The 16438-nt window shown below is 69.5% G+C and carries 15 protein-coding genes; 13 read left to right on the forward strand and 2 right to left on the reverse strand.

The annotated features are described in order from the left end of the window. Positions 1-21: 21 nt before the first annotated feature. From ACFYY6_RS35420 to ACFYY6_RS35480, 13 genes are all read left to right on the forward strand, one after another. On the forward strand, positions 22-543 hold the full coding sequence (locus ACFYY6_RS35420; RefSeq protein ID WP_386609289.1) for a copper chaperone PCu(A)C: 522 nt from the start codon (positions 22-24) through the stop codon (positions 541-543). A 345-nt stretch (positions 544-888) separates the two neighbouring features. Beyond that, complete coding sequence (locus tag ACFYY6_RS35425) at positions 889-1638, forward strand: aspartyl/asparaginyl beta-hydroxylase domain-containing protein (RefSeq protein ID WP_351524105.1); 750 nt, start codon at positions 889-891, stop codon at positions 1636-1638. Between the two features lie 292 nt (positions 1639-1930). Beyond that, entirely contained in the window at positions 1931-3334 is a 1404-nt protein-coding gene (locus tag ACFYY6_RS35430) for an MFS transporter (RefSeq protein ID WP_351633881.1), read from the forward strand. 60 nt (positions 3335-3394) lie between these two features. Beyond that, positions 3395-4456, forward strand: a complete 1062-nt coding sequence (locus ACFYY6_RS35435) for a beta-ketoacyl-ACP synthase III (RefSeq protein ID WP_351633884.1) — start codon at positions 3395-3397, stop codon at positions 4454-4456. Then, positions 4453-4689, forward strand: a complete 237-nt coding sequence (locus ACFYY6_RS35440) for an acyl carrier protein (RefSeq protein ID WP_351524110.1) — start codon at positions 4453-4455, stop codon at positions 4687-4689. Before ACFYY6_RS35435 ends, ACFYY6_RS35440 begins: the two co-directional genes overlap by 4 nt. A gap of 47 nt (positions 4690-4736) precedes the next feature. Beyond that, positions 4737-5627 carry a TauD/TfdA family dioxygenase gene (locus ACFYY6_RS35445; protein WP_351524112.1) on the forward strand — a complete coding sequence of 297 codons (891 nt, stop codon included), beginning with the start codon at positions 4737-4739 and terminating at the stop codon, positions 5625-5627. After that, the gene (locus ACFYY6_RS35450) at positions 5624-6172 is read left to right on the forward strand and encodes an FcoT family thioesterase (RefSeq protein ID WP_351524114.1); all 549 of its coding nucleotides are present in this window, start codon (positions 5624-5626) and stop codon (positions 6170-6172) included. Before ACFYY6_RS35445 ends, ACFYY6_RS35450 begins: the two co-directional genes overlap by 4 nt. A 45-nt stretch (positions 6173-6217) precedes the next feature. Beyond that, positions 6218-7807, forward strand: coding sequence for a long-chain-fatty-acid--CoA ligase (locus tag ACFYY6_RS35455; protein WP_351633889.1), 1590 nt, complete (start codon positions 6218-6220; stop codon positions 7805-7807). A 36-nt stretch (positions 7808-7843) separates the two neighbouring features. Further along, positions 7844-8101: a phosphopantetheine-binding protein gene (locus tag ACFYY6_RS35460; RefSeq protein ID WP_351524118.1), complete on the forward strand. Its 258-nt coding sequence runs from the start codon at positions 7844-7846 to the stop codon at positions 8099-8101. Next, complete coding sequence (locus ACFYY6_RS35465) at positions 8088-12494, forward strand: amino acid adenylation domain-containing protein (RefSeq protein ID WP_386609291.1); 4407 nt, start codon at positions 8088-8090, stop codon at positions 12492-12494. Before ACFYY6_RS35460 ends, ACFYY6_RS35465 begins: the two co-directional genes overlap by 14 nt. Positions 12495-12502: 8 nt before the next feature. Continuing rightward, the gene (locus tag ACFYY6_RS35470) at positions 12503-13540 is read left to right on the forward strand and encodes an ABC transporter substrate-binding protein (RefSeq protein ID WP_389197348.1); all 1038 of its coding nucleotides are present in this window, start codon (positions 12503-12505) and stop codon (positions 13538-13540) included. Positions 13541-13596: 56 nt separating this feature from the next. Continuing rightward, positions 13597-14562 (forward strand): iron ABC transporter permease, encoded by a 966-nt coding sequence (locus ACFYY6_RS35475; RefSeq protein ID WP_351524123.1) that lies wholly within the window; start codon positions 13597-13599, stop codon positions 14560-14562. Then, entirely contained in the window at positions 14559-15407 is an 849-nt protein-coding gene (locus tag ACFYY6_RS35480; RefSeq protein WP_389197350.1) for an ABC transporter ATP-binding protein, read from the forward strand. Before ACFYY6_RS35475 ends, ACFYY6_RS35480 begins: the two co-directional genes overlap by 4 nt. A gap of 269 nt (positions 15408-15676) precedes the next feature. Here ACFYY6_RS35480 and ACFYY6_RS35485 read toward each other — a convergent pair whose 3' ends face one another. Continuing rightward, a complete protein-coding gene (locus ACFYY6_RS35485) occupies positions 15677-16141 on the reverse strand; it encodes a hypothetical protein (RefSeq protein ID WP_351524127.1) in 465 nt (154 codons plus the stop codon). After that, the coding region (locus ACFYY6_RS35490; protein ID WP_389197352.1) for a winged helix-turn-helix domain-containing protein at positions 16138-16438 on the reverse strand (301 nt) is incomplete at its 5' end. The genes ACFYY6_RS35490 and ACFYY6_RS35485, both read right to left, overlap by 4 nt.

A 16438-nucleotide genomic window follows, 5' to 3' on the forward strand; every position in this document is an offset into this window, starting at 1 on the left:
TTCTCAGTGGAGCATGCGCTCATGAAGAACCTCCACCGGCGTCCCGATTTCCGCCGTATACGGGAGGCGCTCGGTACCGGTGCGGTTGCCGGAGTCGCCTCTGTCGTCGCTCTCGGCGGCCTTGCCGCGTGGACAGTTGCCGGATATGCGGGCACCCCGGCGAGGATCGAGGTGCAGGAGTCCCACGTGCTGCTTCCGGTGATCCCTGGAAGCAGCACCAACGCCTACTTCCGGATCGTCAACACCGGTGGCGCGCCGGACCGGCTCCGTTCGGTGAGCTCCCCCTTCGTCGTCTCGGGCATCGAGCTGACCGCCCATCGCATGAACGCGACGTCCGGGGCCTATCGCGAACGGACGGAGACCGTCAGCGTTCCGGCGTACGGGGAGGTCGACATGTCCCCCTTCGGGACAGCTGTGACCCTTCCAGCCGGAGAGACATGGCGGCCCGGGGACCGCGTCACGTTCACCCTCGACTTCGAACGGACCGGCCGCGTCACCGTCGATGCCGTCGTCAGGCCGGTCACCCTGGGGACCGCCTCCTGAGATCGTAGCCGGGGTCGCCCCGGCTGCCGTCGGTGTCGCCGGGGACGCCGACGGCAGCCGGGCCTGGCGGCGGGCCGCTGGGCCGTTCGGAGCACGGCCGGTGAGCAGGCCATGAACAGCGCCCACTCACGGCTGTCGAACAGCGCCGACCGCCCACGCCCCTCGCACGCCCGCTCGGTTTTTCTCGGCCACGGCGGGAACTCAGGCGGAGAGCGGTTCGACTCTTGATACGAAGCGGCCACCAACCTGTAAGGGGCCGCAGCCGCGGGGAGCGACGAGTGGACGAGACGCGAAAGGCCGGCCTTCCCTCGGTCTCCGTGTCAGCAGGGCTGGGAGGAAGTCGTGATGCAGTCGACCGATGAGCGGTTCGCCGCGATACGGGACGAGTTCGGCCCCGATTCGCTTGCGCGGGTGGAGGAGATGATGGCGCCGGGAAGGCTGCCACGGCATCCACTGCAGGCGGGCGCGAAGTGGATCCTGCCGGGGATATCGCAGAAGCCTTGGCACGATCCGAGGAGCGATCCGGCCGTCGCGTCGCTCGTCGACGCCCTGGAGTGGGCCCACAGCGCGATCAGGGCAGAGCTGGAGAGGGCCTGGCAGACAAAGCGTGAGGTCTTCTCCGACTACGAGCACTACTTGACACGCCAGGACGATTGGCAGTCTCTCCACCTGTATCGGGACGGGGCGCTCGTCACGGATTCCGCCACGGTCGCTCCCACCGCGTTCGACATCATCAAGAATGTCGCCGTCGGCGATGAACTCATCTGCCCTTTGCTGGAGAGCCACTTCTCGACACTGCTGCCGGGTTCACGCATCGCTCCGCACTGCGATCTGTGGAACTTCAGCATCAATCTCCATTTCGCTGTCGACATTCCGAACGACTGCGACATCACCGTTGCCGGCGAGACGCGTTCCTGGGAGGAAGGACGCTGTCTGCTTTTCGACTACTCCTTCGAACATCACGCTGAGAACCGGGGAACCCGCCCACGGACCTGCCTTCTGGCCGATCTCTGGCATCCGGAGACAACCATCCCCGAGCGGCAGGCGCTGACCGTCCTGGTGACGGAGGTGCGAAAGCTGTTGGAGGAGATGTGACCCCGGGGGCCGTACCGCACTCGGACGGACCGGTTCCAGGCGCGCACCGCCCCCGCTGAAGGTTCCTCCGGCTGCCGCACGCACCTCTGCGGCATGGCTCCTCGGCGAGCTACCCGGAGCACTCCACCGTTCGCCGTGTCGTCACCGAAATACCGGACCGGCTTTCCGACGACTTCTTTGTTCTGCGCCCTTGTACCGAGGCGAGGTTCGGCATGGCCGCAGGCAGCTCTTCCAGGCCGTCCACGACTCACCACGTAGTCCATCGAGATCTTCATTCCGAGAGGGAGTGATCATGTCCGCTGCCACTGCTGAGCACTCAGCAGCACGACGACGCCTCGGCCTTCCGGTGGTCGTCCTCGCGTCGGCCCAGCTCGTCATCTCGCTCGACTACAGCATCGTCTACGTGGCGCTGCCGGACATCGGCACAGGGCTGGGATTCTCCGACCACGACCTCCAGTGGGTGGTCAGTGCGTACGTCGTCACCACCGGAGGATTCCTGCTGCTCGGCGGACGCGCGGCGGATCTCCTGGGGCGTCGGAGGATGTTCGTCCTCGCCACGGCGACATACGCACTCTCGTCGCTGGTCGGCGGACTCGCACAGTCTCCCTGGCTCCTGCTCGCGGTACGCGCCGCCCAGGGAGTCGGTGGCTCCCTCTTGTTCCCGGCCACGCTGTCACTCATCAACACCACCTACGCCGAAGGGCCGGTACGCAACCGGGCGCTCGCGATCTGGGGTGCCGCCGGCGCGGGCGGACTGTGCTTCGGCTCCCTCCTCGGTGGTGTGCTGGTCCAGGGATTCGGCTGGCCATCGGTGTTCGTCGTCAACGTGCCGATGGCCCTGGCGCTCGCCGTCCTCGGACGCGTGCTGTTCGCCGCAGACCCGCCCCGGGACCGCGCGCGGCGCTTCGACATCGCGGGAGCGCTCGCGGCCACCGCGGGGCTCACCCTGCTCGTCTTCGTGCTGGTGTACGCCCCCGTGGCGGGATGGACGCGCCCCGCCGTCCTGGCGGCCGGCGCCGCGGGGTTCCTCTGTCTCGGCCTCCTCGCCGTCATCGAGACGCGTGCGCGCGATCCCCTGATGCCCGTTCGGCTCTTCCGCCACCGTGGGCTGGTCGCGGCCACGGGTGTGGCGGCTCTGTTCAGCGCGACGTTCAGCTCGCTCCCGTACTTCCTGACCCTCTACTTTCAGGCGGTGCGCGGCTACGACGCGTTCGTCACCGGGCTCTGTTTCCTCGTGCCGGCAGTCATCGTCGCGGTCGGCACGCAGACAGGGGCCCGTGCCGTGCCTCTGTTCGGAATGCGGCGCCTGCTGGTCGGTGGGCTGGGGCTCGGCGCTGCCGGTGCTCTCGCCCTGGTGCCGGGTGTGGCCACGAACGGCCCCTATCCGGCGCTGCTGCCGGGAATCGTGCTGATGGGCATCGGGCAGGGCGCCGCATGGACGGCCGTGTGGATCGCCGCCGCCTCGGGTGTGTCACCGGGCGACCAGGGCATCGCCTCCGGGATCGCGTCCACGGCCCTTCAGGTGGGAGGCGCCGTTGGTCTCGCGCTGCTCGTCGCGGCGGCCTCCGGTATCGGACAGGAGTCGCTCGTTCCAGTCCTCGTCGACGGCATCCGGACGGCACTGCTGCTCACCTCCGGGGCGCTGGCGCTCGGCTCGGTCGCCGCCCTGCTGATCCGCCGCGGAGACACCTCGTAGGAGCTCCGCCCCTCACCCGGCCCGCCTGGGCCCCACCGACACCACTGCCCCAGGAGAATCATGTCCGCGACATCCGCCGCCCGGTCGAATCCCGCCGCCGTCCTCAGTGGCGTTGGCGGCCGGCTGCCCCTGCGCAAGGTCGGCAACGACGAGTTGGCGGACCGGCTCGACACCGACGACATCTGGATACGCACCCGCACCGGTATCCGCAGCAGGCATCTCGCCGCCTCGGAGGAGGCCACCTCCGACCTCGCCGTCGAAGCGGGCCGCAGGGCGCTCGCCAACTCGGGAGCGGACACGGCCGACGCCGTCATCGTCGCCACCACCACGCCCGACCGGACCTGCCCCGCCACTGCGCCGCTGGTGGCATCGCGGCTCGGTCTGACCGGTGCGGCGGCCTTCGACGTGGGCGCCGTGTGCACCGGCTTCGTCTACGCCCTGGCGGCGGGGGCGGGACTGATCACCTCGCGTGTCGTGACAAGCGTCATGGTGATCGGGGCGGACGTCTACTCCCGCATCGTGGACCCGGAAGACCGCCAGAACGCCGTCGTCTTCGGTGACGGCGCGGGAGCCGTCGTCCTGCGGGCGGGGCACGCCTCAGAGGCGGGAGCGATCGGTCCGTTCGACCTCGGCAGCGACGGTGCCCACGAGGACATGATCACGGTCGCGGCCGGTGGCTCCCGGCAGTCGGCCGATCCCCGCCAGACCTCCCGCGCCGAACGGCACTTCGCCATGCGCGGCAAGGAGGTGTACCGCCACGCGGTCACCCGCATGGTGGGTTCGGCCCGCACCGTGCTCGACCGGGCCGGCCTTGGCATCGCGGACGTCGACCGCTTCGTCCCCCACCAGGCGAACCTGCGCATCCTGCGCACCGTTGCCGACGACCTGGGGCTGCCCGTCGACCGCTGCGCCACCCACGTCGAGACGGCGGGCAACACCGGCGCCGCCTCCATCCCCCTGGCCCTGGCCGACAGCCACGCGAAGCGGGCGCTGCGGCCGGGCGACCGCGTCCTGCTCACCGCCTTCGGAGGCGGCCTCACCTGGGGCTCCTGCCTCCTGACCTGGCCCGCGCTTCCGCCAGTCGCCGAACCGTCCCATCACGGAGAGGAATCCACCCCATGACCGCCACGTACGAACAGTTGGTGTCCATCCTCAGCAACCTGCACGACGCCCCGCCCGAACAGTTCCGACCCGAGGCGACCTACGCCAGCCTCGATGTCGACTCGCTGACCATGGTCGAGATCAGCATCCACATCGAGCGCCACCTCGGCGTCACGGTCGAGGACAGCGAGCTGGTTCCGCACCTCACCCTCGGTGCGACGGCCGAGCTGATCGACACCCGCCTGGCCGCCTGACACGACGGCAGCCGTTCCCTTTCCACCGGAACAGAAGGAGTACCACCATGCGCATCACCGATAACGCCGGCAGGGCCATCGGCGCATCCGTCGAGGACTTCGACCACACCACGGCTTCGGAGAACGACATCGAGGCGCTGAAGGAGACCGTCTACCGCCGGAAGATCGCCGTCCTGAAGGCCCAGGAGCTGTCGCCCCGTTCGTTCCTGGAGCTGGGCAGCCGACTGGGCCGCCCGGAGACGTACTACGAGCCGATGTACCAGCACCCCGAGGTGACCGAGGTGTTCGTGTCGTCGAATGTCCCGGAGAACGGGAAGCAGATCGGCGTACCCAAGACGGGCAAGTTCTGGCACGCCGACTACCAGTTCATGCCCGACCCGTTCGGAATCACCCTGATCCACCCACAGGTCATACCGGAGAAGAACCGGGGCACGTACTTCATCGACATGGGAGCGGCGTACGAGAAGCTGCCCGACGAGCTCAAGCAGGAGATCGCCGGAACCCGGTGCCGGCACTCGGTGCGCAAGTACTTCAAGGTCCGTCCCCACGACGTCTACCGGCCCCTGTCGGAGATCATCGACGAGGTGGAGCAGAAGACGCCCGCCGTTCTCCAGCCGACCGTCTTCACCCACCCGATGACTGGCGAGACGGTGCTCTACCTCAGTGAGGGCTTCACCGTCGGCATCGAGGACGCACAGGGTGAGCCCCTCGACGAGGCCCTTCTCCAGAGGCTCTTCGAGGCGACCGGCCAGCTCGACAAGACCTTCGAGCACGAGAACATCCATCTCCAGAGCTTCGAGAAGGGCGACCTGCTTGTCTGGGACAACCGCAGCCTCATCCACTGTGCCCGGCACACCACCACGCCCGAGCCCACGGTCTCGTACCGCGTCACCGTCCACGACGAGCGCAAGCTGCACGACGGTCTGGAGAGGGCATGACACAGGCCGTCGGGCACAGTGCCGACGCCCGTCCGGAGCAGGCCTTCGCCACGGATCAGGAACTGATCCCCCGGGTGCTCGCACCGTACAAGGAGCACTGCCGCTACCTTCTCACCGCGGAGGTCTCGGGGCTTGCCGACGGGTTGTCGCGGGTCCGGGCATCGTTCGCGATCCCGGAGTCCTGCTACATCGACGACACCGGTCACCTGAACTCGGTGGAGGTGAACATCGCCTACAACCAGATGATGTATTACCTCGTCGCCAAGTCGGTGAAGGAACAACTGCTGACCGGGTTCGAGTCCTGGACGCTGGAGGACTTCTGGCGCCATCAGCTGCCGGACATCCTCATCGCGCGGTTCGCCTCCCGCTTCCAACGCCCGGTGAACCAGCGGGACTTCGCGGGCGAGATGGAGTTCCGGTCCGTCGATCTCCGGTCCCCCGGCGGCAGTCCGCTCCTCATGGCCACCACCGCCTACCGCTACTGGGACACCGAGGGCGGCCGCTGCGACGGTGACGCCACCCTCGCCTTCGTCAACATCGCCTGACTCAGGCACGCCCTGTCACGGGCACGATCAGGACGGATACCTCCCATGCGCTTCCACGACGCCCCACAGCCGGGCACCCGGCCGCACCGCCAGCTCGCAACGCTCGTCGACACCGCCCGGTTCCACGCCGAACGGCAGCCGGACACGCCGGCGGTCATCTGCTCGGACACCACACTCACCTATGCGGCACTGCACCAGGAAAGCAGCCGCACCGCGCAGGCGCTTCGCGCCGCCGGTCTCTCCGCCGGCGACCGGGTCGCCTACCTGGGCAAGGAATCGGAGCGGTACTACGAGATCCTCTTCGCCTGCGCCAAGACCGGAACCGTCCTCGTACCGGTGAACTGGCGGCTGACCTCGCCGGAGGTCAGCCACATACTCCAGGACTCGGGCACCCGGCTCCTCCTCGTCGAGGAGGAGTTCCAGCCCGTCGTCGACGGCATGCCGATCGCACCGCCGGAGCATGTCATCGCTCTCGACGCGGCCGGTGGCTACGACGACTGGAAAGCGCCGCACTCCGGGGCCGACGCGACGTACGCCGCGACGCGCGACACCCCGGTGGCCCAGCTCTACACCAGCGGAACCACCGGACTGCCGAAGGGCGTCGTGCTGGCACACCGCAGCTTCTTCGCCATCGCGGATGCCATGGCCGAGGCAGGCGTCGACTGGATCGACTGGCGGGCCGGTGACATCGCACTCATCGGAATCCCCGGCTTCCACATCGGTGGCATGTGGTGGGCCGCGCAGAACTTCAACGCCGGCACGACGGTCGTGGCGATGCGGGCCTTCGACGCGGCCCAGGCCGTCGACCTGATCCACCGGCTCGGTATCACCACCGCCTGCGTGGTCCCGGCCATGCTGCGGATGATGCTGACCCGGCCGGGAGTCACGCCGGCCGACTTCGCGACACTGCGCAAGATCGTCTACGGCGGCTCACCGATCTCCGAGACGCTGCTGGAACAGAGCCTGGCGGTGTTCCGCTGCGAGTTCGCCCAGATCTACGGGCTCACGGAGACGGGAAACACGGCGGTGTGCCTTCCGCCGGCCGTCCACGAGCCGGGAGCGCCCCTCATGCAGGCGGCGGGCCGCCCCTACCCCGGCGTACGCGTGCAGGTGATCGATGACCGGGGCACCCCGCTGCCGCCCGGTGCCGTGGGCGAAGTCTGCCTGGCCACACCGGCGCACATGGTGGGGTACTGGGGGCTCCCGGACAAGACGGCTGAGACGCTCGTCGACGGTTGGATCCGCACCGGGGACGCCGGCTTCGTCGACGAGGACGGCTACGTGTTCATATGCGACCGCATCAAGGACGCGATCCTCGTGGCAGGGGAGAACGTCTACCCGGCGGAGATCGAGAACGTGCTGGAGCACCACCCAGGCGTGGCCGAAGCAGTGGTCGTCGGCGCTCCGGACGACCGCTGGGGCGAGTACGTCCACGCCTTCATCGTCACCGCCGAAGGCAGCCCGGCCCCCCGCCCACGCGACCTGCACACCTTTCTCACCCCCCGGCTGGCCGCGTTCAAGCTGCCCGCGAAGTACGAGTTCATCGACCACGTTCCGCGCAACCCCAGCGGGAAGATCCTGCGCCGCGCGCTGCGGGACCGGTTCTGGGGCGGACCGGGCCGCAAGGTCAACTGACCCCCGCCGCAAGCAGCGCGAAGAGAGAGGACCACCATGCCCGCTGCCCTCACCCCCCAACAGTTCCGCGCGGACCTCGCGGAACTCCTCTACCAGCAGCCCGAGGAGGTCGACCTCGACGAGCACCCCGCCGGTGCCGGGCTTGACTCCCTCCGGGTCATCACGCTGGTCGAACGCTGGCAGGCGTATGGCATCGATGTCTCCTTCATCGATCTGGCCGAACAGACCTCCTTCAGGCACTGGTGGCGGCTTCTGAACGAACGACAGGAAGAAGAACGGCATGACGACGCCTGACAGCGACCGCCTCCACCATCCGTTGCTCGGAGCGCAGGAGGGCATCTGGACCGGTCACCAGCTCGACACCGGCAGCCCCGCCTACAACACGGCCGAGTACGTGGTGATCGAGGGCCCGGTGTGCGAGGAGCTGTTCGAGGCCGCGCTGCGCCGGGCGGTCGACGAGACCGAGGCCCTGCACTGCGTCTTCTCGACCGACGGCGAGGGGCGCCCCCGGCAGGTGGACGCTCCGGCACCCGAGTGGAGCCTTCACACCGCTGACGTTTCCGGGGCACCCGACCCGGAGGCCGAGGTGTTCCGCTGGATCGACGCGGACATCGCGTGCCCCGTCGACCTGGCCCGTGGCCCGCTGTTCGGGCATGCCCTGTTCCGCCTCGCCGCCGACCGCTTTCTCTGGTACCACCGCGTCCACCACATCGCCCTAGACGGCTTCGGCCTCTCCCTGGTCGCACGGCGCGTGGCCGACGTCTACACCGCCCTCGTCGCGGGCACGGCCGTCGGCCCGAGCCGCTTCGGAACCCTCGCGTCGGTACGCGAGGAGGAGGCCGCCTACCGGGCATCGGAGCACTTCGCCCGCGACCGGGACCACTGGACCCGCCGGTACGCCGACCGGCCCGCGGTGGCCACACCGGCGGCCCGGTCGGCCCTGCCCGCAGCCTCCTTTCACCGGGACGCCGCAACCCTGGACGTCGGGACCACCGCGGCGCTCCGGGCCACGGCACGTGCCCTGTCGGCGTCCTGGTCGGAAGTCCTGCTCGCCGTCACCGCCGCCCATCTCCACCACGCCACCGGCGCACCAGAGATCGTGCTGAGCATCCCGGCGATGGGACGCTTCGGCTCTGTGTCTCTGCGCGTACCCGCCATGGTCCGCAACGTACTGCCGCTGCGGCTGACCGTCGGCGCGGAGGACAGCCTGCGCACGCTGGTCGGCGCGGTGTCCCGCGAGGTGCGCTCCGCCCTGCCCCACCAGCGTTACCGCTACGAGCAGATCCGGCGCGACCTGCGGCTGGTTGGCGGAGGCCGACGGCTGTCCGGCCCGGGGGTGAACATCATGCCGTTCGCCTACGATCTCCGGTTCGCCGGATACCGCAGCTCGGTGCAGAACGTCTCGGCCGGCCCCGTGGACGACCTCGCCTTCAACGTATACGACCGCTCCGAGGGCGCGTCCCTGCACTTCGCCGTGGACGGGAACCCCGAGCTCTACACCGCAGCGGAGGTCGCCGGACACCGGCGGGCCCTGTTCGACCTGATGACGGAAGCCGTGGCAGAGCCCGACCGCCCGATCGGCACCCTTCCCTCCGCCTCGGCGGCGCGTTCCACCGGGGTCCGCGTGCTGGACGGAGATCCCCTTCCCGCTCCACCGCGCCCCGTGCTCTCCCTGATCGCCGACCACGCGGCGCGCCGCAGCAGCGTGGTGGCCGTGGAGGAGGGCGACCGGAGCATCGGGTACGCCGCACTCTTCGGCGAGGTACGCCGGACCGCCCGGCTCCTTGCCGACCACGGGGTGCGGCGCGGCGACCTGGTCGCCGTCGCGCTGCCGCGCGGCATAGCGGCGGTGACCGTCCTGCTGGGCGTCATGGCCGCAGGCGCCGTCTACTGCCCCCTCGACCCGACCGCCCCGGCGGACCGGACGGCCACCCTGCTCATCTCCGCAGGACCGGACCTCGTCGTCACCACACCGTCGTACACCCACCTCTTCCCGGACCACGAGGTTCTGCTGCTCGACATCGCGCGGAAGATTCCGTCGGCGGGCCCGGCACCGTCCGCCCCCGGAGCCGAGGAACCGGCCTACGTGATGCACACGTCCGGTTCCACCGGACAGCCCAAAGGCGTCGAGGTGGGGCACGGGGCACTGGCCCATTTCGTTGCGGGCGCCGGTCTCCGCTACGGGCTGAACCGGGCCGACCGCGTCCTGCAGTTCGCCCCGCTGCACTTCGACACCAGTATCGAGGAGATCTTCCTGACCCTGTGCTCCGGCGCCACGCTGGTGATCAGGCCGCAGGACATGACGGACTCGGTTTCGCACTTCCTGACGGAGTGCGAGCGCCTGGACATCAGCGTTCTCGACCTGCCGACCGCCTACTGGCACGAGCTGGCCTACGCCGTGTCCACCGGAGCGGGCTCCCTGCCGGACACCGTGCACACCGTGGTCATCGGCGGTGAGGCAGCGCTGCCCGAACGGGCCGCACGCTGGCGCAGGGCGGTCGGCTCCACCGTCCGGCTCCTGAACACCTATGGTCCGACCGAGGCGACCGTCGTCGCCACCGTCGCCGACCTGCACGACCCGGCTCTCGCCGCCAACGACACGCCGGTGGGCCGTCCCCTGCCGGGCGGCCGGGCGGCTGTCGTGGACGGTGAGCTCTATCTGCTGGGCCCCGCCCTCGGCAACGTCTACCGCGGCCGACCAGAGGAGACCGCGGAGCGCTTTGCCCCGCTGGAGCGCCTGCCCGACTCCCCGCCCGCCTACCGCACCGGCGACCTCGTGGAGGTGGGCGAGGACGGACTCCTGCGCTACCTCGGCCGCGTGGACGACGAGTTCAAGATCAGCGGTCACCGCGTCCAGCCAGCCGAAGTGGAGAGCGCCCTGCTCTCCCACCCCGGCATCAGCGACGCCGCCGTGGTCGGCCAGGTGCTGTTCGACGGGACGCGCAGGCTCACCGCCCATCTCGTACCGGCCGGACCGCGGCCCAGCACGGCAGGGATTCGCGACCACCTCCGGGCCCGGCTGCCCGGGCCGATGATCCCCACGTCCATCACGTTCCTGCCCCGCCTGCCGCGCACCGCTTCGGGCAAGACGGACCGTGCCGCTCTCCTCGCCTCCCTGCCCTCGCGCACGGCCGTCCCCGGGGACACCGGGGGCGGCGCCACACTGGAGGCCACCGTCATCGGCGTCTGGCGCCAGGTGCTCGCGGCGGAGGGCCTTACCACGCACGACGATGTGTTCGAACGGGGAGCCCAGTCCCTGCAGGCCATTCAAGCCGCCAACCGCCTGGCTGCGGAGCTGGACAGGGAGGTGAAGGTCGCCTGGATCTTCCAGTACGCCACCCCCGCCGAGCTCGCCGGTTTCCTCGGCTCCGGCGCTCTCACGCCGAGCTCCATCCGTTCCGTGCTGCCACCCTCCCTGGCAGCCGACACCGTCCTCGATCCGGAGATCCGCCCGGGAGACGGAAGCGCCCCGTGGCCTCCCCGACGGATTCTTCTCACCGGAGCGACGGGATTCGTGGGCGCACACCTCCTCGTGGAGCTCCTCCGCTCGACGAACGCAGAGGTCGTCTGCGCCGTCAGGGACAGGAGCGCCGAGGATGCCCTGGCGCGCGTGCACTCTGCCCTGAAAGCCGCCGGAGTGACGCTGTCACAGGCCGAGCGTCAGCGTGTCACCGCCCTCGCGGCGGACCTGGCCCTGCCGGAGCTCGGCCTGCGTCAGGACGAGTTGACCGAGCTCGAGTCCACCTGCGACGCGATCGTCCACAACGGAGCGGCGGTCAGCGTGGTCCGCGACTACACCACCCTCCGCCCGGCCAACACCGAATCCACCCGTTGCCTGCTGCGCCTGGCCGCCCCGCGCGGCATCCCGGTGCACTACGTCTCCACGCTCTCGGTCGGCCCGCCGCGCGCTCTGCGCGACGAGTTCCCGGAGGAGTTCCTCGAAGCCCACGAGGGACTGCGCTACGGCTACCAGCAGTCGAAGTGGGCCTCCGAGCGACTCTTGGAGCAAGCCTTCGAACGCGGTCTCCCTGTCACGGTGCACCGGCTGGGACGCGTGGTCGGCCCGGTCGCCACAGGGGCGGTGAACAGTCAGGACTTCCTGTGGACCGTCCTGCGGGCCGGTGTGCCAGCAGGGATCGTGCCCGACCTCTTCACGGAGGAGTCCTGGACCCCGGTCGACCGTGCCGCGGCCGAGATCGTGGCGGTCGGTCCCGGTACACACCGCCAGAGCTCCGTGGTCCACCACCACGCCGGGATACCCGTGCGCCAGGAAGACCTGCACCGCTGGCTGCGGGAGTACGGCTACCCGATCGAGGTTCTTCCCCTGGGCACCTGGCGGGAGCGGATGCCCCGGGACTCGGCGGACGCCGCCGCAGTCCTCGCCTTCTTCGAGTCCCTGCCTTCGGGGCCGGACCGGCCGGACGAGGACCTCGGGCTCGCGACCGTACGGGCGGACAACGTACGGCAGAGCCTGGCATCGGCCGACGGTCCCCTGCCTCCCGAGCACCCGGTCGTCGACCGAGCCGCCTTCTTCCGACAACTGGACCACTGCGTGGCCATCGGTGCACTGCCCCCTCCGCCGGCTTCCGCTGGGGCGTCCGCAGATTCGGCGCAGCACCCGGGAACTCGTTCCGGGCACCGCACGACTCTTGAAACGAACCCCGGCCAACAGCCAGCCTCACGCTAGGAGCACACATGTCCACCAACCGGCTCGTCGCCATCGGACTGACAGCCGTCGTCGGACTCGCGACCGCCGGATGCGCGGAGTCCTCGGCCGAGAAGAAGACGGAAGCCGAGCAGCCCGCCGCGTCCTCGGCCACCGACTACCCGGTGACGCTGGAGAACTGCGGGGCGAAGCAGACCTTCACGCAGGCCCCCAGCAGAGTGGTCGTCATGAACGGCGCTTCCGTCGCCGAGGTCTCCACGCTGCTGGCGCTGGGACTTGAGGACCGCATCGTCGTCAACCAGCAGAGCTACGGCATGTCGGAAGTACCCGGCCGCGCCGACGCGATCAAGGCTCTGCCCAAGGGGGACATCAAGCTCAACGACGCCTTCGACATCCCTCGCGAGGCGATGCTCGGCCAGCGCCCCGACCTGGTCCTGTCCACCACCGCGTACGGATTCGACGCCAAGAACGGCTTCGCTACCCGCGACCAGCTCAAGGACGTGGGCGCCAACACCTACATCTCACCGCAGGGCTGTGACCAGGACACGTCCAGAATGACGATCGCGGACAGCCAGACCCTGCTCCGCGACATGGGCAAGGTCTTCGGCGTCAGCGACCGCGCCGAGAAACTGATCGCCGAGTCGGACAAGCGCATCGCGGACATCGCGGAGAAGGTCAAGGGCAAGAAGAAGCCCAAGGTCATGGTCCTCTTCTCCAACATGGCGATGGGCGGCAACGACTTCAGCTCCGTCGTCGCCAAGGGGATCTACAACGACATCCTCGCCAAGGCCGGCGGCACCAACGCCTTTGAGTCGGCCTCCAAGACCTCCTTCGCGGACCTGAGCAAGGAGAAGATCGCCGCCGCCGACGTGGACGCCCTCGTCGTCATCGGCTACAACGACCCCGACCCCACGGCCTATGCCAAGAAGCTGCTCAAGGAGTTCCCCCAGTGGCCGGCGGCGAAGAACGACGCGTACGTGGTGCTGTCCGACTCGATCTACCTCGGCCCCAGCAACGACGTGGCGGTGGAGAAAATCGCCAAGACGCTCCACCCCGACGCGCTCTGACCGGCCTGCGCCTCTCCCTCGGCATCGCCGTCCTGCTCGCCGCGCTGCTCGCCGCCATGATCACGGCGATCGGCATCGGCGCGATCACCGTACCGGTGGCGGACGTCTGGAGCATCGTGGCCCATCACCTGACGGGCCACGATGCGGTCGCCGACCCCGCGCTGGACCAGATCGTGTGGAGCTTCCGCACGCCCCGGGTCCTCCTCGCGGCCCTCGCGGGAGCCGGCCTGGCAGTAGCCGGAGCCGTCCTCCAGACGCTGGTCTCCAACCCCCTGGCCGATCCCACCGTACTCGGCTTCTCCTACGGAGCGTCCTTCGGCGCGGTCCTGGTCATCACGCTGGGCGGGATCGGGATCAGCGGAGTGGGGGTCGCGGGAGCCGCGTTCCTCGGCGCTCTCGCCACCGGAGCGGTGGTCTTCGCCCTGGGACGGCGTCGCGGACGCCTGGCCCCGACACGCCTGGTGCTGGCAGGCGTGGCAGTCGGCTACGTACTGCTGTCGGCGACGAGCTTCGTGCAGCTCTGGGCGACGCCCACCGAACTGCGGACGGTCATGTTCTGGATGCTGGGCAGCGTCGCTGGCGCCCAGTGGGACCAGCTCCCCGTGGTCGCGACTGTCGTACTGACCAGCACCGCTCTGCTCGGCCTGTTCGGGCGGCAGCTGAACGCGGTCCTGGCAGGCGACGAGTCGGCGACCGCTCTGGGCGTGGACGTCAACCGCCTGCGCGCCCTGCTGCTCGTCATCACCGCGTTGCTCACCGGTTCGGTCATCGCGGTGGCTGGCGGCATCGGATTTGTCGGGCTGATGATTCCGCACCTCGTGCGACTGACCGTGGGTGCGGACCACCGGCGCCTGCTCCCGCTCACCGCGCTGCTCGGCGCTGTCTACCTCGTGCTCGTCGACCTTCTCTCCCGTACGGTCATCCGGCCGAACGAACTGCCGTTGGGCATCCTGACCGCCCTGCTCGGCGCACCGTTCTTCGTATGGCTGCTGCGCCGCAACAAAGGCTTGGACACCGTATGAGGCTTACCGTCGACCAGTTGCACGTCGAGCTGGACGGGACGCCTGTCCTCCACGGGGTCGACCTGGACGTTCTGCCGGGTTCGATCGTCGGCCTCGTCGGCCCCAACGGCAGCGGCAAGTCAACTCTGCTCCGCGCGGTCTACCGGTCGCTCCGCCCCGCCCGGGGAGTCGTCAGAGTCGACGACGACGACGTCTGGAGCCTCACGCCCCGTGCCGCGGCCCGCCGTACTGCTGCGGTCCTCCAGGACTCGGCGGGCAGCATCGGAGGGCTGTCGGTGGCCGAGATCGTGGCACTGGGCCGCACACCCCATCACGGCCTGATCGGACGCGAAGGCCCGGACGACCGAAGTGCCGTCGCCGATGCGATCGGCCGCTGCGGGATACGCCACTTCGCCGAGAGGGAGTACGTGTCCCTGTCCGGGGGCGAACGCCAACGAGTCCTGCTCGCCCGGGCACTGGCACAGGAGCCTCTTCTGCTGGTCCTGGACGAACTGACCAATCACCTCGACATCCGTGCCCGGTTCGAACTGCTCGAGCTCATCCGTTCGACCGGTGTGAGCACCCTGGCCGTTCTGCACGACCTCGACCTGGCCGCCCGCCTCTGCGATCTGATCGTCCTCCTTGACCACGGCACGGTGGTGGCCGCCGGACCGGTGCTCGACGTCCTCTCGCCTGAGATGATGCGCGAGGTCTTCGGGGTCGAAGCCCGCACGGAACGCCACGAGGACGGTGTCGTGCGCATTGCCTACGCGGCTCGGCCTCTTACGGACCCCGCAGGCGAGTACTCCACGACGAGAGCCCAGGTTGACGGCCCGGGTCCTTCTCGTCGTCCAGAACGACCGTGAGGCGGCGCGTCCCATGGAAGCCGTACCGAGGAAGGCCCGAAAGGCCGCGAATGACAAACCGTGCGATCACCCCTCGCCGGTACGTGTCCCAGGTCCTCCCGGCCGTCTCCCTTCCAGGATCCGATGACGAGGTATTCGGCCGTGCGCACAATGCGCTCGCGCTCGGCGAAAAAGGCTGGCTCGTCGCGTACGGCACCGCTCGCTCTCCTCCACGAGACGCGTGCGGGCACGCCTTCGCCCACATGCGCAACCTCGCCCTCATCACGTGATCAGAGCAGCCCCGGAGCCGGCCCTGGCCCGGCCTGAGCACAACCTTCTACAACACGCTTCAGTTCCGGCACACCACCGTGATCGCTGCCGTCGGACAGCCTTCCGCCGCATCCATGGCGATCCGCCGGACTTGGAAGTGGTGGGGTGCGGGTTGAGCAGGACGACCCGGCCGTCCTCTTGGAGATGTGGGTGTTCAGCCGGTCCCACACCACGATCAGCGGGGCCTTGAGCAGTTGGTGGGCGCCATCCAACAGGCGTATGTAGTCCGCCTCGCCCAGCGAGCGACGCTCGCCCTTGCGGCCGGTATGCCGACGCAGCCGGTAGCACAGACGGGCGGGCAGGCCCGGCCGGAAGCACAGCAGACCGGCCACCGAGAGACGTCCCCGGCTACGGCCGGACACCTTGACCCTCGGGGTGATGCCGCGCCGGCCCCAGGTGCGGCCCTTGGGCGGCCGGCCGGTCACGCCCGCTCCGTCCTCGAAGCAGATGAACGCGCCGGTCGCCGCCCGGAGGGTTTTACCTCCTGCCAGGTCGCCTCCCGCCATGCGGTGATCGCGTCCTCGTCGCGTTCGGCGGCGGGCCGGGCGGGCATCTGCACGCTGTAGCCCATGCGGTGCAGCAGCCGAGTGACCCCGGAGACGCTGTAGGAGAGGTGGAACTTCCGCCCGGTCAGCGTGCGTACCCGCGCGGCGGTCCACACCTGGTCGTCCGCCCAGCCGTGCGCGGCCGGCCCCTCATCAAGCCACATCGCGAGCTTGGTC

It is taken from the genome of Streptomyces sp. NPDC001750, assembly GCF_042892615.1.
Taxonomy (GTDB): Bacteria; Actinomycetota; Actinomycetes; order Streptomycetales; family Streptomycetaceae; genus Streptomyces.

What these genes read in the sequence shown, in the direction of transcription:
- ACFYY6_RS35440 (WP_351524110.1), top strand. Translation starts at nt 4,453, where the DNA reads ATGACCGCCACGTACGAACAGTTGGTGTCCATCCTCAGCAACCTGCAC.
- ACFYY6_RS35465 (WP_386609291.1), top strand. Translation starts at nt 8,088, where the DNA reads ATGACGACGCCTGACAGCGACCGCCTCCACCATCCGTTGCTCGGAGCG.
- ACFYY6_RS35460 (WP_351524118.1), top strand. Translation starts at nt 7,844, where the DNA reads ATGCCCGCTGCCCTCACCCCCCAACAGTTCCGCGCGGACCTCGCGGAA.
- ACFYY6_RS35420 (WP_386609289.1), top strand. Translation starts at nt 22, where the DNA reads ATGAAGAACCTCCACCGGCGTCCCGATTTCCGCCGTATACGGGAGGCG.
- ACFYY6_RS35480 (WP_389197350.1), top strand. Translation starts at nt 14,559, where the DNA reads ATGAGGCTTACCGTCGACCAGTTGCACGTCGAGCTGGACGGGACGCCT.
- ACFYY6_RS35430 (WP_351633881.1), top strand. Translation starts at nt 1,931, where the DNA reads ATGTCCGCTGCCACTGCTGAGCACTCAGCAGCACGACGACGCCTCGGC.
- ACFYY6_RS35475 (WP_351524123.1), top strand. Translation starts at nt 13,597, where the DNA reads ATGATCACGGCGATCGGCATCGGCGCGATCACCGTACCGGTGGCGGAC.
- ACFYY6_RS35455 (WP_351633889.1), top strand. Translation starts at nt 6,218, where the DNA reads ATGCGCTTCCACGACGCCCCACAGCCGGGCACCCGGCCGCACCGCCAG.
- ACFYY6_RS35445 (WP_351524112.1), top strand. Translation starts at nt 4,737, where the DNA reads ATGCGCATCACCGATAACGCCGGCAGGGCCATCGGCGCATCCGTCGAG.
- ACFYY6_RS35470 (WP_389197348.1), top strand. Translation starts at nt 12,503, where the DNA reads ATGTCCACCAACCGGCTCGTCGCCATCGGACTGACAGCCGTCGTCGGA.
- ACFYY6_RS35450 (WP_351524114.1), top strand. Translation starts at nt 5,624, where the DNA reads ATGACACAGGCCGTCGGGCACAGTGCCGACGCCCGTCCGGAGCAGGCC.
- ACFYY6_RS35425 (WP_351524105.1), top strand. Translation starts at nt 889, where the DNA reads ATGCAGTCGACCGATGAGCGGTTCGCCGCGATACGGGACGAGTTCGGC.
- ACFYY6_RS35435 (WP_351633884.1), top strand. Translation starts at nt 3,395, where the DNA reads ATGTCCGCGACATCCGCCGCCCGGTCGAATCCCGCCGCCGTCCTCAGT.